16 protein-coding genes are annotated in these 15,011 nt (G+C 68.8%); 8 read left to right on the forward strand and 8 right to left on the reverse strand.

Annotated elements, in window-relative coordinates:
* Both DEU38_RS29075 and DEU38_RS08785 read right to left on the reverse strand, forming a co-directional pair.
* The coding region (locus DEU38_RS29075; RefSeq protein ID WP_258557745.1) for a biosynthetic peptidoglycan transglycosylase at window positions 1–789 on the reverse strand (789 nt) is incomplete at its 3' end.
* Window positions 790–883: 94 nt separating this feature from the next.
* Window positions 884–1,303 (reverse strand): DUF5318 domain-containing protein, encoded by a 420-nt coding sequence (locus DEU38_RS08785; protein ID WP_174914146.1) that lies wholly within the window; start codon window positions 1,301–1,303, stop codon window positions 884–886.
* Window positions 1,304–1,451: 148 nt separating this feature from the next.
* Between DEU38_RS08785 and DEU38_RS08790 the strand changes: the two genes are divergently transcribed.
* From DEU38_RS08790 to DEU38_RS08820, 7 genes are all read left to right on the forward strand, one after another.
* Window positions 1,452–2,318: a DUF1707 domain-containing protein gene (locus tag DEU38_RS08790; RefSeq protein WP_258557746.1), complete on the forward strand. Its 867-nt coding sequence runs from the start codon at window positions 1,452–1,454 to the stop codon at window positions 2,316–2,318.
* A gap of 2 nt (window positions 2,319–2,320) precedes the next feature.
* Window positions 2,321–3,163, forward strand: a complete 843-nt coding sequence (locus tag DEU38_RS08795) for a DUF1707 domain-containing protein (protein ID WP_114720127.1) — start codon at window positions 2,321–2,323, stop codon at window positions 3,161–3,163.
* Between the two features lie 90 nt (window positions 3,164–3,253).
* The gene (locus DEU38_RS08800) at window positions 3,254–4,102 is read left to right on the forward strand and encodes a DUF1707 domain-containing protein (RefSeq protein WP_114720129.1); all 849 of its coding nucleotides are present in this window, start codon (window positions 3,254–3,256) and stop codon (window positions 4,100–4,102) included.
* Complete coding sequence (locus tag DEU38_RS08805) at window positions 4,099–4,764, forward strand: DUF1707 domain-containing protein (RefSeq protein ID WP_254622688.1); 666 nt, start codon at window positions 4,099–4,101, stop codon at window positions 4,762–4,764. The genes DEU38_RS08800 and DEU38_RS08805 overlap by 4 nt, the downstream gene beginning before the upstream one ends.
* 107 nt (window positions 4,765–4,871) lie before the next feature.
* Window positions 4,872–5,438, forward strand: coding sequence for a PadR family transcriptional regulator (locus DEU38_RS08810; protein ID WP_022598568.1), 567 nt, complete (start codon window positions 4,872–4,874; stop codon window positions 5,436–5,438).
* Window positions 5,431–6,528 carry an inositol-3-phosphate synthase gene (locus DEU38_RS08815; RefSeq protein ID WP_114720131.1) on the forward strand — a complete coding sequence of 366 codons (1,098 nt, stop codon included), beginning with the start codon at window positions 5,431–5,433 and terminating at the stop codon, window positions 6,526–6,528. Before DEU38_RS08810 ends, DEU38_RS08815 begins: the two co-directional genes overlap by 8 nt.
* Window positions 6,529–6,826: 298 nt before the next feature.
* Window positions 6,827–7,069: an ATP-binding cassette domain-containing protein gene (locus DEU38_RS08820; protein WP_258557747.1), complete on the forward strand. Its 243-nt coding sequence runs from the start codon at window positions 6,827–6,829 to the stop codon at window positions 7,067–7,069.
* A gap of 70 nt (window positions 7,070–7,139) precedes the next feature.
* On the opposite strand, the gene DEU38_RS08825 is transcribed toward DEU38_RS08820, so the two are convergent.
* From DEU38_RS08825 to DEU38_RS08840, 4 genes are all read right to left on the reverse strand, one after another.
* The gene (locus DEU38_RS08825; RefSeq protein ID WP_114720133.1) at window positions 7,140–7,739 is read right to left on the reverse strand and encodes a M23 family metallopeptidase; all 600 of its coding nucleotides are present in this window, start codon (window positions 7,737–7,739) and stop codon (window positions 7,140–7,142) included.
* A 185-nt stretch (window positions 7,740–7,924) separates the two neighbouring features.
* Window positions 7,925–8,686 carry an SDR family oxidoreductase gene (locus DEU38_RS08830; protein ID WP_114720135.1) on the reverse strand — a complete coding sequence of 254 codons (762 nt, stop codon included), beginning with the start codon at window positions 8,684–8,686 and terminating at the stop codon, window positions 7,925–7,927.
* A gap of 25 nt (window positions 8,687–8,711) precedes the next feature.
* Window positions 8,712–9,557 (reverse strand): phosphotransferase family protein, encoded by an 846-nt coding sequence (locus DEU38_RS08835; RefSeq protein ID WP_114720137.1) that lies wholly within the window; start codon window positions 9,555–9,557, stop codon window positions 8,712–8,714.
* On the reverse strand, window positions 9,554–10,786 hold the full coding sequence (locus DEU38_RS08840) for an acyl-CoA dehydrogenase family protein (RefSeq protein ID WP_114720139.1): 1,233 nt from the start codon (window positions 10,784–10,786) through the stop codon (window positions 9,554–9,556). Before DEU38_RS08840 ends, DEU38_RS08835 begins: the two co-directional genes overlap by 4 nt.
* Before the next feature lie 92 nt (window positions 10,787–10,878).
* On the opposite strand from DEU38_RS08840, the gene DEU38_RS08845 reads away from it, so the two are divergent.
* Window positions 10,879–11,469, forward strand: coding sequence for a TetR/AcrR family transcriptional regulator (locus DEU38_RS08845; RefSeq protein ID WP_114720141.1), 591 nt, complete (start codon window positions 10,879–10,881; stop codon window positions 11,467–11,469).
* A gap of 108 nt (window positions 11,470–11,577) precedes the next feature.
* Here the strand turns inward: DEU38_RS08845 and DEU38_RS08850 are convergent, their stop codons facing one another.
* Window positions 11,578–13,167 carry a hypothetical protein gene (locus tag DEU38_RS08850; protein WP_114720444.1) on the reverse strand — a complete coding sequence of 530 codons (1,590 nt, stop codon included), beginning with the start codon at window positions 13,165–13,167 and terminating at the stop codon, window positions 11,578–11,580.
* A 162-nt stretch (window positions 13,168–13,329) separates the two neighbouring features.
* Entirely contained in the window at window positions 13,330–14,907 is a 1,578-nt protein-coding gene (locus DEU38_RS08855) for a hypothetical protein (RefSeq protein ID WP_397484533.1), read from the reverse strand.
* Between the last annotated feature and the right edge of the window lie 104 nt (window positions 14,908–15,011).

The raw sequence follows: 15,011 nt of genomic DNA on the forward strand, positions 1-15,011 counted from the left end.
GTTCTTCACGTACTGCTGGGTGATGGTGGAGCCACCGCCGGCGCTGTCCTTGCCGAGCACGTTGTCGCGGGCCGCGCGCGCGAAACCGCTGACCGAGAATCCGGGGTTGGTGTAGAAGTTCCGGTCCTCGGCCGAGAGCACCGCGTTGCGCACGTGCTCCGGAATCTGGTCGATCGTGACCTCGGTGCGGTTGCCCTCGGGCGGCACGACGCGGCTGATCTCCGTCGTCCCGTCCGACGCCAGGATCGTCGCGACCTGATTGGTCTTCATATCGCCGGGCTTCGGTACGTCCTCGACGATGTACGCGACCATGAACGTCAGCATCGGCACGATCAGGCCGAGCGCGACCACGGCGTACGCGGTGCGGCGCGCGATCTTCCACTTGCTGGACTTGGTCTTCTTCGGACCCTTCGGCGGCTGACCGCCCGATCCATCACCGGACTTGCGTGCGGTCGGCGGCGGGCCGGCCGGCGGACGCCCACCGGGACCGCGGCCCCCACCCTGTGCCGGACGCGGTCCCCCCTGTGCCGCACGCTGGCCACCCTGGGGCGGACGCGGTCCACCCTGCGGCGGGCGCTCGCCTCCCTGCGGTGGACGACCACCCTGCTGCGGCTGCCGTGGAGCCGGGCGACCGCCCTGCTGGGGACCCGGGTTGCGGCGCGGCGCGGGGCCCCCGGGGCCACCCACGGGACGGCCGGGCTGCTGCCCGGCCGGTCGTCCACTCTGCTGCGGGCCGTTCGGACGCCGCGGTCCGGTAGGTCGACCCTGGGGGTTGTTGGGGGAACTCACGTACGAATCTCCAGTAATCGGGTGACTGTGGGCAGTCCTCGGTTGCGTCGGTCGGTGGGCACAGCTGTCGGCTTCCTACGCTGTCGGTTCACTACTACTCACTGGCGGTGCGGCGGCGCGGTGAGGACGTCCTCCTCGGCCGCTTCGGTGCCGGTACCGCACCGAGAACGTAGGACTGGACCAAGTGGTTCCAGCTGCATGTGCGGCACACCTCGACCACATGGACCGAGAATTCCTCCTCGGTCGCGGCCAGACGAACCAGTTCCTCGGGTGTCCGCGCCGAGCCCGACACCGGGCCCAGTTTGTCGCCGAACACCCAAGATACGAGGGTCAACTCTTCCTTGCGACAGATCGGGCACATCACCGAACTGCTGCGGCCGTGGAACTTGGCCGCGCGCAGCAGGTAGGGGCTCGCATCGCAGACTTCGGTCACGCCGGTCCGCCCCGAGTAGACCTCGGCGAGCAGGGACCGGCGCTGCAGCGCGTAGTCCACGACCTGCCGCTGTATCCGCACGGAGACCAGAGTACGTGCGTCACCCGTCGGCGGGGTGTGCCGGGAGGCGCCGCACGTGGGGACGAACACAAGGTCTTGACATGCGACGGTACCGCCGGAAACGGGTGGTGCCGGGCGACCGTCCGAGCGGTTTCCTAAGATCACGACCGTGTCCGGGCAGGCTTCCTCCAGTACTCGTGCGCGCGATATCGATCGCGCGCAGACCTGCGGAGTGCTCGACGCCGGATACAGCGAGGGCCAGCTCGACACGACCGAGTACGACGCCCGCACCGCCGCCGCGATGAAGGCCAAGACGCTCGGTGAACTCGACGCGCTGGTGTCCGACCTGCAGATTCCCGCGCACCTCGTCGAGACCGCACTCCGGACCGCCACCGCACCCCGTCGATTACGGCGCGGGCCGGTGATCGCCGCGGCCATCGCGGCCGTCGCCGTCGTGATCGGGACCGTGTTCTTCGTCGCACGCGACGACGAGACCGCGCAGACGCCCGCCGCGCCGGAGGTCGTTGCCGCGGCCGAGGAACCCGCGCCGCTGCCGGCACCGATTCCGGGCGAGCCCGACGCGATCGTGATCGAGCCGATCGACACGACCACCGTCGAGGGGATCCGGGCTTTCATCGACCGATACCGCGCCAAGTTCAAGGACACCCTGGTCGATCGCGCCATCTTCTACCCCGAGCGGGCGTCGGTGGACCGCGCGGTCGACGGGGCACCACACCTGTACCAGCGGTACGACTTCATGAACGGGTTCAAGCCGTCGATGACCCCGAATGGGCGAGGCCCCGACACACAAGCGATCGACCTGGCCGACATCGATCTCGACCGGCTGGCGGCCAACCTCGCCACGGCCCCGGATCGGGTACGGCTCTCGACCGGCCGGATCGGCGACATCGACGTCCGCACCACCGGCGGCGAGGTCGAGGTGGCGATCAGCGTCGAGAGCCCTGACAAGCGATCCGGCAGCGTGTACACGACACTCGGCGGCGACGAGATCGACGTCCGAACTGCGGACAGGTGACGATGACACCGACCGAACGCCGAAACCTCGCGACCTCCCTGCGCCTACGCGCCCGTGACAGCGACCGCGACGGTGTGTGCGAGGTGCTCGACGCGGCGCGCGGCACCGGCCAGTTGTCCGAGGACGAACACCGCGCCCGCCTGGAATCCGCGGCGACGGCACGCACGCTGGGCGATCTGGACCGCCTCGTTCGGGACTTGCAGGTTCCGCGGGAGCTGTCGAATGCGGTTCCTGCCCCACCGCGGGACCGGAGCATGCGGTGGATCGCCGCTCTCGGTATCGCGGCCGTGCTCACGGTGGGCGGGGCCGTGGTCCTGACGCAGTCGGGCGAAGACGCGCCTTCCGCCGCCCCGGGCGTCGCCGCCGTCGATGCGGAATCGTCCGACCTGTTGACGCTCACCGAGATGAACCGCCTGTTCGACACCCTCGAGCAGAAGCTCGGCGGCCTGGAGGTCGACGAGCTGCGCGTGTACCCCGAGCGTGCCGACATCGTTCGCCCCGTCCCGGGAAAGCCTGGCCGGAGCGAGAGGTACAGCTACGAGATCGAATCCGGGAGTCCCACCTTCGACGGTCCCGACGACGGTGGAACCCGCACACCCACCGTTCCGGTGGACCTCGCGGAACTTCGGCCGAACCTGCCCAAGCTGATCGGCTTGGTCCGCGGGATCGAGCAGAGCGTCGCAGTGCCGAACCCGGACTCGGTCCATCTGTCGATCGAGCGCGACCGCTCCGACGACATACCGGCCGTCGAGATCCTGGCGTCCAATCAGGACATCGCAGCCAACGGGTGGCTGACCATGGGTTTCGACGGCGAGATTCTGGAAGTCCGTAGAGCCGACCAGTAGGCACTTCGTGCTCGATCTTCTCCACCCGTGTAGTTCGTCGGTTCGGACGTGGTTGCACAACAATCCGAACGGTTTCCTAGGATCACGGACGTGTCCGCCCCCGTCTCCGCCAAAGCCCGCGCGCGCGACATCGATCGCGCCCAGACCTGTGGACTCCTGGACGCCGGATACAGCGAGGGGCAACTCGATCCGACCGAGTATCAGACCCGGACCGCGCAGGCCATGAAGGCCAAGACGCTCGGGGAACTCGCCTCTCTCGTCGAGGACCTGCAGATTCCCGAGCATCTCGTCGAAGCCGCACGGGAGGCCACGCCGGCACCTCGCAGACGTGTCCCGGGTCGCGCTGTGGCCGCGATCGTGGTTGCGGTCGTGGCGATCTGCGGAACGGTGATGTACACGAATCGAGGCGACGCCGCGGCGCCCGAGGCGGTCGTCGCGGCCGAACCGGCCCCTGTCGCGCCCGGCGAGCCGCAGCCGATCGTGGTCGAGCCGCTCGATCCTCGCTCACCCGAGGGGATCCGCGACTTCCTGCGCCAGTACGAGCTGAAGTTCGGTGATCTGCAGGTGGACGACGTGATCTTCTACCCGACCTACGTGTTCTTCACCCGGATGTTGGACGGCCAACCGCATCGCGCACAGGACTGGAGCTTCCGCGGCGGGTTCTCGACGGTGCGGGAGCCCGATTCGCGACCCCTGGACACCACCACGGTCGACCTCGCGGCCCTCGACGTCGACCGACTCGCCGAGGTTCTCGCGACAGGACCGGGCCGTGTCGGGATGCCGGCGGCCCAGGTCGAGCACATCTTCGTGCGACCGGATTCGACGGCGGGGGAGGGCCTGGTCAGCTACCTGTTCGAGGACCGCGAGGAACAAACGGGAATGGTGGACACGCGGATGGACGGCACCGTGGTCGACGTCTCGCCGGCCCAGGGGCGATGAGCATGCCGAACCGCCGCACCCCGGACAACCTCGATCGACTCGTCCGAGACCTGCAGGCGCCGCCGGCGCCGAGCGACACCGTCGCGCCGTCGCCACAGCCGCAGAGCACTCGCTGGATCGTCGCGCTCGCGGCGGCCGTCGTCGTGGTGTGCGGCATCGTCGTGGTCACCTCGAATCGGGATCATGCCGGTCCGGCCGGCCCCACGGTGGGCACCGAGCTGATCACCGCGGCGGGGCTCGGGCAGATGCTCGACGACATCGACCGGCAACTGGGCGACTCGGAGGTCGACAGCCTGACGATCTACCCCGACTACGCGTCGATCTCGCGCCCGGTACCCGGTGCGCCCGGTAGCGAGCAGTCGTATCGGTACGAGGACGGACAGCTGACGGACAACGGAAGGTCACCGGGCCGCACCGAGGGCGTACCCGTCGACCTCACCGAGCTCCGCCCGAACGTCCCCCAGCTGATCGGGCTCGTCTACGGCGCCGACCGCACCCTCGGCGTGGCCGACCCGACCCGGGTCTATCTGATCGCGCAGCGCGACGACGACAACGGGCCGGTCGTGAGTATCCACCTGTGGAACGAGACCACGGGCGCGCAGGGCTTCCTGACGGTCGGCTTCGACGGCGCCGTCCGCGAGGTCTACCGAGCCGACCAGTAGGTCTTCCACCTGCTGTTTTCGCTCAACTGTGTGCCCGTATATATCGGTGCGATATAGTTGGCAATCGCATCTGTCGGTTATGTTCGGGACACTCAGGGGGTGTGATCTTGCTCGAGCTCGCAATTCTCGGGCTGCTCCTCGAGTCACCCATGCACGGATACGAGCTGCGTAAGCGGCTGACCGGCCTGCTCGGTGCGTTCCGCGCCTTCTCCTACGGCTCGCTCTACCCGACCCTTCGGCGCATGCAGGCCGACGGGTTGATCGCCGAGGACGCCGGCGCGGACGGCACCGTCAAGCGCCGGGCGCGCCGCGTGTACGAGCTCACCCCCGCCGGTCGGAAGCGTTTCTCCGAGCTGGTGGCGGACACGGGGCCCCAGAACTACACCGACGACGGGTTCGGCGTGCACCTTGCCTTCTTCAGCCGCACCCCCGCCGAGGCGCGGATGCGAATTCTGGAAGGCAGGCGACGTCAGGTCGAGGAGCGCCGTGAGGGTCTCCGGGACGCCGTCGGGCGGGCCACCGGGTCACTCGACCGCTACACCCGCCAGCTCCATCAGCTCGGTCTCGAGTCGAGCGAACGGGAAGTGCGGTGGCTGAACGAGCTGATCGCCGCCGAACAATCATCAACAGCAACAGCACCCAAGAAAAACGAAGGAGAACCCGACCATGGGTGAGAACAGCACCGCGGTGCGCGTAGCCATTGTGGGCGTGGGTAACTGTGCCTCGTCCCTGGTCCAGGGCGTGCAGTACTACAAGGACGCGGACGAGAACTCCACCGTCCCCGGCCTGATGCACGTCAAGTTCGGCCAGTACCACGTGCGCGACGTCCAGTTCGTCGCCGCCTTCGACGTCGACGCCAAGAAGGTCGGGTTCGACCTGTCCGAGGCGATCAACGCCAGCGAGAACAACACCATCAAGATCGCCGACGTCCCGCCGCTGGACGTCCCCGTCCTGCGTGGCCCGACGCTCGACGGCATCGGCAAGTACTACGCGCAGACCATCGAGGTCTCCGACGCCGAGCCCGTCGACGTCGTCGCCGCGCTCAAGGCTGCCAAGGTCGACGTCCTCGTGTCCTACCTGCCGGTGGGCTCGGAAGAGGCCGACAAGTTCTACGCGCAGTGCTGCATCGACGCCGGTGTCGCGTTCGTCAACGCGCTGCCCGTCTTCATCGCCTCCGACCCGGAGTGGGCCGAGAAGTTCCGCGCGGCCGGTGTCCCGATCGTCGGCGACGACATCAAGTCGCAGGTCGGCGCCACCATCACCCACCGCGTGATGGCGAAGCTGTTCGAGGACCGCGGCGTGGTGCTGGACCGCACGTACCAGCTGAACGTCGGCGGCAACATGGACTTCAAGAACATGCTCGAGCGTGAGCGCCTGGAGTCCAAGAAGGTCTCCAAGACCCAGGCCGTGACGTCGAACCTGACCGGCTCGCTCGCCGGCAAGGTCCACGACCGCAACGTCCACATCGGTCCCTCGGACTACGTGGAGTGGCTCGACGACCGCAAGTGGGCGTACGTCCGCCTCGAGGGTCGCGCCTTCGGTGACGCCCCGCTGAACCTGGAGTACAAGCTCGAGGTCTGGGACTCCCCGAACTCGGCCGGCATCATCATCGACGCCATCCGCGCCGCGAAGATCGCCAAGGACCGCGGCCTCGGCGGCCCGATCCTGCCGGCATCGGCATACCTGATGAAGTCCCCGCCGGTCCAGATGGCCGACGACAAGGCTCGCACCGAGCTCGAGGCCTTCATCATCGGCGCCGAGTAGAACCAGCCGTACAACGCACCTGTGGCGGTGGGCGAGTCTCCGGACTCATCCACCGCCACAGGTGTTTTCGAGCCGGTTTTCGGTGCAGCCGGAGATAATCGGTGGCCGGCACGGATCGCCGGTGTTACCTTCGTCGGCATGGGCACACTGAATTCCTAGATCGGGGCGCCGCGTCGAGCATGCTCCGCGGCGAGTCCTGGGCGCACGCAACCCCGTTCGGACGGGTCGGTCGTGCGAGGACTCATTCCTCTCGATCACCCGGACCTGTTCCGGGGGCAAGGACCTCACCCCCGGATACGTGGAGGATTCGGCCGCGGAACTGCTCTCGCTGGGCCTGTTCCGGCCCGACGATCTGCATCGTCCGCTGGCGGATCTGTCGTTCGGCCAGCGCCGACGCCTCGAGGTCGCGCTGCTGGTCACCAGCGGCGCCGACCTGATGCTGGTGGACGAGCCCACCAATCACCTGTCGCCGGCGCTGGTCGAGGAGTTGGAGGAGGCGCTCGACGCGTTCGCGGGCACCGTCCGTCCTGGTGACCCATGACAGGCGGATGCGTCGACGATTCCGCGGCGACCACCTCGCGCTGTGACCCGACTACCGGATCAGCGGGCCGTCACCACGTCGGGTGGACGCCGTTGCTCCGCAGCCAGACCTGCGGATCGACCTGCCGGCCGCTGGGGTCCCAGACCTCGAAGTGCAGGTGAGGACCCGTCGACTGACCGCGATTGCCGACCGTGGCGATCTGCTGGCCCGCGGTGACGCTCTGGCCGACGCTGACGAGGTAGGTGTCGACATGGCCGTACACCGTGATGGTGCCGTCGTTGTGCTGCACGCGCACCCACTGCCCGAATCCGGAGGCCGGGCCGGCCGAGATCACGGATCCGGCGGCGGCCGAGTAGATCGGTGTGCCGATGCTCGCACCGATGTCGATGCCGTCGTGGTGAGTGCCACCGCGCGGGCCGTAGCTGGATGTCAGGGTGCCGGAAACAGGCTGCACCACAGCGGAACTCGAGCCCACACTGTGGACGAATCCGGCGGTCTGGGCCGCGGGGGCCGCGGAGGCGGTGGCGGCGCCGAGCTGCGCCCCTCCGACGAGGAGGGTCCCGGCGATGGCCACGAATGCCGCCGTCTTGCGCGACCGACGGCCGGCGGCGGACTCGGAGGGGTTGATCTTGCGAACGAAACGGTGCGATGGCTGGTGGTGCTTGCCCACGGGTATTACCTCATTTGTGTCTTGCCCATCGGCCCGAGGGGGGTGCTCCCATGGGGCCCGTCACAAAAGGGTAACGAAGCTATATCAATCCGTCGAGCGTTATCGAATATTTATCTTGACGGGTTATAAACCGACCGGTTTCGCGATCCGTGCAGGTCAGGCCGGATTCCGCTGTCCGCGCCGACCTACGCCATCCTCGACACCACCGACAGCGGCAGCACCTTCATCGCCATCGACACCGGCAACCACGGCCACGCCGGGACGTAGGCCTTGTTCGGTTCCTTCTCGATCGCCGCGGCCAGCGCGCGACAACCGGTCTCGGTGTCGACGATGAACGGCACCTTCTTCACCTTCTCGTTGATCTCGGAGCGGATGAAGCCGGGGAAGATGGTGCTGACGTCGATGCCGGTCTTCGCCAGATCCGCCCGCATGCCCTCGCCGAGCGCCGCGACCCCCGCCTTCGACGCCGCGTAGGTGGTGAGGTTGCGCGGCATGCCGCGCATCGCGCTCACCGACGAGATCAGCACCACGTGGCCGGCGTTCCGCGGCCGGAACAGTTCGAGCGCCGCCTCGCTCTGCGCGAGGGCGCCGAGGAAGTTGGTGCGCGCCGTCGCGGCGTTGGCGCGGAAGTAGCCGGTGCCCAACGGTTGCCCCTTGCCGAGACCGGCGTTGACGATCACCCGGTCCAGGCCGCCGAGTTCCTCGTCGAACTCCCGGAACACGCTGAACACCGGGTCGTGAACGTCGACGTCGAGCCCCCGGATCGCGACGGTGATGTCCGGGTTCGCGGCGAGGAGTTCGTCGCGCAGTTCCTCGAGCCGCTCGGTGCGCCGGGCGGCGAGCGCGAGGTTGCGTCCACGTGCGGCGAATTCGCGGGCCATGCCGCGGCCGAGGCCCGAGCTGGCACCTGTGATGAGAATGTTCCTGCGTGGCGCGCGGCTGCCCACTACTTGCCCTCCGTCATCGCGTCGATCAGTTCGTTGCAGCGAGTGTCCAGGTAGCCCACCGCGATCCAGAAGTGCTCGAACGCCGGGTTGGCCAGTACGCCAGGCTCGAGCCGAGGTCCATCAGCGGATCGCCGATCGTGGCGAGTTCCCAGTCCAGGACGGCGCGGGGCCGCAGGTCGTCGCCGAGCACGACGTTGTCGAGCCGGAAGTCGCCGTGGATCACCCGCGAGGCGACGTCGGCCGGCCGGTTGTCGTCGAGCCACTTCGCAACCCGCGCGAAGTCGGGCACGTTGTCGGTGCGGGCGGCCGCGTAACGCTTGGTCCAACCGGCCACCTGGCGGGCGACGTACCCCGTGCCGCGACCGAACTCCTCCAGGCCCGCAGACGCCGGGTCCACGCCGTGCAGTTCGATCAGCAGGTCGATCACCCGCAGGCACAGCTCACGCGTGTTCTCCGGGGTGAGCCCCAGTTCGGCCGGGGGCGCGGAACGCAGGATGGTGCCCTCGACGCGTTCCATGACGTAGAAGTCGCTGCCGAGCACCGACGGGTCGGTGCACAGGCCCACCATCGCCGGCACGTGCGGGTACACGGGCGCGAGCAGCGACTGGATGCGGTACTCACGGACCATGTCGTGCCCGGACGACGGCTTCGCGCCGGCCGGCGGACGGCGCAGCACCAGGTCGCGGTCCGGGTAGCGCAGCAGGTACGTCAGGTTGGACGCCCCGCCCGCGAACTGGCGCACCTCGGGCACGCCTTCGAGTTCAGCGGAGCCGTTGTCCCGCAACCACTGTGCGACGGCGTCGACATCGAAGGCATCCTCGTCGCGGACTGTGCGCGCGTTGTCCGGCAGCGCCGGCGTCTTCGGGCTCACTGGTACTTCCCCAACTCGAAGCGGGCGACCAGACCCTGGTGGACCTCGTCGGGGCCGTCGGCGAGGCGCAGTGCACGCGCCGCCGTCCACGCACCGGCGAGCGGGAAGTCCTCGGAAAGCCCTCCGCCGCCGTGGATCTGGATTGCGAAGTCGATCACCTGCTGCACCACGCGGGGGGTGGCGACCTTGATCTCGGAGACGGCGGACCGCGCGCCGAACAGGCCCTGCGTGTCGAGCAGCCAGGCGGTGTTGAGCACCAGCAGCCGCAACTGGTTGATCGCGATGCGGGCGTCGGCAATGCGCTCGCGGTTGCCGCCGAGGTTGACCAGCGGCTTGCCGAAGGCGACGCGTTCGGTGCCGCGGCGGATCGCGAGTTCGAGCGCGGCCTCGGCCAGGCCGATCAGGCGCATGCAGTGGTGCACGCGGCCCGGCCCGAGCCGGCCTTGCGCGATCTCGAATCCCTGTCCGGGCCCGGCGATGACTGCGTCCAACGGCAGCCGGACGTCGGTGAACGACACCTCGCCGTGCCCACCGGGTTCGTCGTAGAAGCCCATCGTCGAGAGCATCCGCTCGACCTTCACACCGGGGGTGTCCATCGGCACCAGCACCATCGAATGCCGTTGATGCTTGGGCGCTTCCGGGTCGGTAAGGCCCATGAAGATGAGGATCTTGCAATCGGGGCTGCCGATCCCGGTGCTCCACCACTTGCGGCCGCCCAGCACCACCTCGTCGCCGTCGACGACGGCGGTCGCGGCCATGTTGGTGGCGTCGGACGACGCGACGTCGGGCTCGGTCATGCAGAACGCGGACCGAATCTCACCGTCCAGCAGCGGCGTCAGCCAGCGCTCCTTCTGCTCGGCGCTGCCGTAGTGGTACAGCACCTCCATGTTGCCGGTGTCGGGGGCGTCGCAGTTGAAGATCGCGGAGACGAACGGCGAGCGTCCCATCTCCTCGGCGAGCGGGGCGTACTCGACGTTGGTCAGGCCGGCGCCGAGTTCGGCGTCGGGCAGGAAGAGGTTCCACAGGCCCTGCGCGCGGGCCTCGGCCTGCAGCGCGCGGAACTCGTCGGACACCTGCCACATCGCGGCACCAGGAACGTCGGCGCGCTGCGCGAACGGTGCCACCCGCTCGGCCCGCAGTCGCGCCTCGACGGGCGCGACCTCGGTCGCGATGAACGCCCGCAGTCGATCGAGGTACTCCTTCGACCGCGCGCTTTGTGCGAAATCCATGCCAGCCTCCGTGCCGTCGACTAACTGAGCATTGCTCAGTTAACCTAAACGTAGACTTGCCCCGCAATCAAGATCCTGGACGGTGTCATCTCGTGTCGACCGAAACTGCGGCCCCCCGGCGGCGGCTCCCACCGGAGGAGCGCAAGCGGCAACTCGTCGCGATCGGCCTGCAGGAACTCGCGGCCCGGCCCATCCATGCGCTGTCGATCGACCTGGTGGCCGAGAAGGCCGGCATCTCCCGCGGCCTGCTGTTCCGGTACTTCCCGACCAAGCAGGACTACTACGTCGCCGTCGTCGGCGCGGCCGCCCGGCGCCTGCTGCGCGCCGCGAAGGCAGACCCCGACGACGCGTCCGGTGAACCGCTGAGGGCCGTCGTGCACGCGTTCGTCTCGTTCATCGACCGGCACGGCGCGAACTACCAGTCCTTCTTCCACGGCGGCTTCGGCGCCGACCCGCAGATCCAGGAGATCCGCGAACACATGAAGGACACCATGGTCGAGCGCACCCTCGAGGCCACCGGCACACAGCCGTCCCCCGAGGCACGGATGCTCCTGCGCGGATGGTGGTCGATGGTCGAGAGCCTCGCCATCGACCGCACGATCGAGCCGGTCTTCACCGTCGACGGCGTCGTCGACCACGCGCTCGCGGCGCTGCCGATGCCGCACGGGCACCCCGCCGCGTAGGAATCGGACCGGCCGCAGACATGACTTCCGTGCCCGCGCCAATTTTGTACACAACCCTCGAAAAGGTACAGAAAGGTACAGATTGGCGCGAGGCCGAAAGGTTTGTTCCTACCGGACCACGAGATCGGTGTCGGTGGCGCTGAGGCTGATCGGCGCGATCTGCTTGCCGCGCATCCAGTCCCGGACGAAGGCGTCCAGGGCGGGGTCGGAGGCCCGGGCGTCGAACGCGGACTGCGGGATCTCGATCGCGCCGACCAGGTGCCGCGGCTGCGCATCCAGTCCGGCACCGCGCGGTGCGAAGCGGAGCCCGTCCGCGGTATGGACGACGACGGGGATGGTCGTGCCGTCCGGCGCGGTCACCGTGGCCGCGCGGGTGGTGGCGACGGGATCGAAGTGGTCGATCGAGATCCGGTAGCCGGACGGGCCGGCATGCAGGCCCACCTGGTCGAGCAGGCGTGGGTCCAGGATCGAGTACGGCAGCACGCTGTCCACCAGCACCTGGCCGTCCACCCACGCGTCGCGGGAGGGCAGTGACGTGGACAGGTTCCACGGCGCGGGCGGGGCCAGCGTGTCCGATGACCGGTCGAACGGCGAGTTCTCCAGCGGCGCACCGGGCAGGTCCGCTCCGGTTGCGGTGAAATTCCATGACGGCGCGTTCAGGTGCTTGTGCCAGAAGCCGGCGACGCCACCCGACCGACCGGCCACCCGCAGCTCGCGGGCGTCGGGCCCGACGCCGGTGGAGTGCACGCTGATCGCCGAGGTGATCTCGCCGGGAATCTTGGGCTGACGCTTCCAGTCCTGCGCGGGCAGCTGGATCGCGGCGTACCCCTTGAACCACGACTCGAACGCCGAGTTCGGCGCGGTCGGCTTGCCCGTCTGGTCGTCCCAGCTGTAGCGGAAGAAGATGGAGTCCGAGCCGGTCGCGTCGGGATCGAAGTTCCGCGTGTACATGTCGCCGTACTTGTTCACCACGAACGTCGTCGACGCCGAGGACGACAGCGCAACGGACCGGAACCGGCCGCCCAGCGGGCCGCCGATCTCGTAGCTGTCGTCGATCGGCAGCCACGGGTCGGCGTACGTGATGCGACTGCCGTCGCCCGTCAGCGAGGGCACCATCGTCATCTTCGCCAGCCCGTAGTAGTGCAGGCGGCCGGCGGCGTCCGCGTACGTCTGGTTGTCCCACGGAGAGGCGACGCTCAGCGCCCACTGTCCGGGCGCCCCGCCGAGAAGGCGCTTGCCGCCGCCGGTCCAGATCGGGGCGCCGAACGCCGACGTCCAGTTCCAGGTCAACGGCGTCTGGGATGCGTTGTCCATGGTGTAGATCCAGCCGTCGGCGTCGATCGCGGCCAACTCGTCGTCGTCGGCGGAGATACCGACCAGCCTGCCCCGCAGGCACTCCGGCAACGGCGCGTACCGCCACGCCTCGGTGTTCGATCCGGTCCAGACGCGCGGACGGGTCAGCAGCGCGCCGTCCACCAGCGAGAAGTCCCAGAACTTGTTGAACTGCGTTGTCTGCGTGCGCAACTCGACCGACGATGGCGCGTGGTTGCCGGCGAACAACGGCAGGGTGTCGAGTCCCGCCCGCCAACCCGCCGAGGGCAGTCCCGGCGGCAACTGCGCGGTGCCGACGGGTACGCACGACGCGGGCCCGGACGCCGTCGCAGACGCCGTCGGCGCAGTGGACAACAGTCCGGTCATCACCGCCACGCACACGAGGGGTGCGGCGAGACGAGACGGGGAGCGCTTACTGCGGAGGACACGATCGATCACGTTCTCTGATATAGCAGCTGACCGACCGTTTGTTACATTTCATGTCGACCGTGTGACGCACGCCATTCACGGAGTCGCAAACTCGCCGGGTCAGCGCACCACCAGGTCACTCGCTGTCGCACTGAGAGTGATCGGTGCGATCTGCTTGCCGCGCATCCAGTCCCGGACGAAGGCATCCAGGGAGGGATCGGTGTCGCGGGCGTCGAACGCGGTCTGCGGGATCTCGATCGCACCGACCAGGTGCCGCGGCTGATCGTCGAGCCCCGGTCCGCGTGCCTCGAACCGGAGACCGTCGGCGGTGTGCAGCAACACCGGGATCACCGCACCGTCGGGCGCCGTCACCGTGGCCTCGCGGGTGGTGGCAGCGGGATCGAAGTGCGACACCGCAATCCGGTACCCGGACGGTCCCGCCTGCTGGCCGACGGCGTCGAGCAGGCGCGGATCGACCAGCGTGTACGGCAGGCCGGCGTCGACGAGGAACTGCCCGTCGACGAGGGTGTCGCGGGCGGGGAGCGACGCCGACAGATTCCACGGCGCCGGGGGTGCGAGCGTTTCCGCCGACCGGTCGAACGGCGAGTTCTCCAGCGGCGTGCCGGGCAGGTCCGCGCCCGTCGCGGTGAACTCCCATGCCGGCGCGTCCAGATCCTTGTGCCAGAAGCCCGACGCGCCGCCGTCCTGCCGTCCCGCAACCCGCAACTCGCGGGCGCCGGGGCCGACGCCGGTGGAGTGCACGCTGATCGCCGACGTGATCTCGCCCGGAATCTTGGGCTGGCGCACCCAGTCCTGACCCGGCAATTGGATCGCGGCGGTGTCGCGGTCCAGCAACTCCGCGAACATGTTCGGTGCCGTGGGCTTGCCGGACTGGTCGTCCCAGCTGTAGCGGAAGAACACCGAGTCCGAACCGGACGCGTCGAAGTCGAAACTGCGGGTGTACATGTCGCCGTACTCGTTCACGACGAACGTCGTCGACCCGGCCGACGACAGGGCGATCGACCGGAACCGGCCGCCGAGCGGGCCGCCGATCTCGTAGCTCTGATCGTTCGGCAGCCACGGGTCGGCGTAGGTGATGCGGCTGCCGTCGCCGGTGAGCGCGGGCACCATCGTCATCTTGCCCAGCCCGACGTAGTGCACGCGGCCCGCGGCATCGGTGTAGGTCTGGTTGTCCCACGGCGACGAGACGCTGAGCGCCCACGTGCCCGGTTCGGTGCCCGGCAGCCGCTGGCCCGACCCGGTCCACAGCGGCGCACCGAAGGCCGAGGTCCAGTTCCAGAACAGCGGAGCCTGCGACACGTTGTCCATCGTGTAGATCCACCCGGCGTCGTCCACGGCGATCAACTCGTCGTCGTCCACCGAGATTCCGACCAGACGGTCCCGCAGACATTCGGGCAGCGGCGCGTACCGCCACGGCTCGGCGTCGGATCCGGCCCGCGGTCGCGTCAGCAACGCGGCGTCGACCAGGGCGAAGTCCCAGATCCGATTGAACTGTGTTGTCTGTGTGCGCAGCTCCACCGACGACGGCGCGTTGTCCCCGACGAACTCCGGGAGACGCTCGAGCCCGTCGCGCCCGCCCTGGGACGGCAACCCGGGTGGCAGCTGAGCGGTGCCGAACGGCACGCAGGCAGCCGGGCGCGTGGTCTCCGCGGCGGCCACCGGCGCCCACGCCAACAGCCCGGCAACTACCGCGACACCGGCCAACGGCGCGCGGAGACGGAAAACCTGGGAGGGGCGCGCGGGCTCAGTCACGGTAACGAGTACACCTTCCGAATCGTGAT

Source organism: Rhodococcus sp. AG1013 (assembly GCF_003350365.1).
Lineage (GTDB): Bacteria > Actinomycetota > Actinomycetes > Mycobacteriales > Mycobacteriaceae > Prescottella.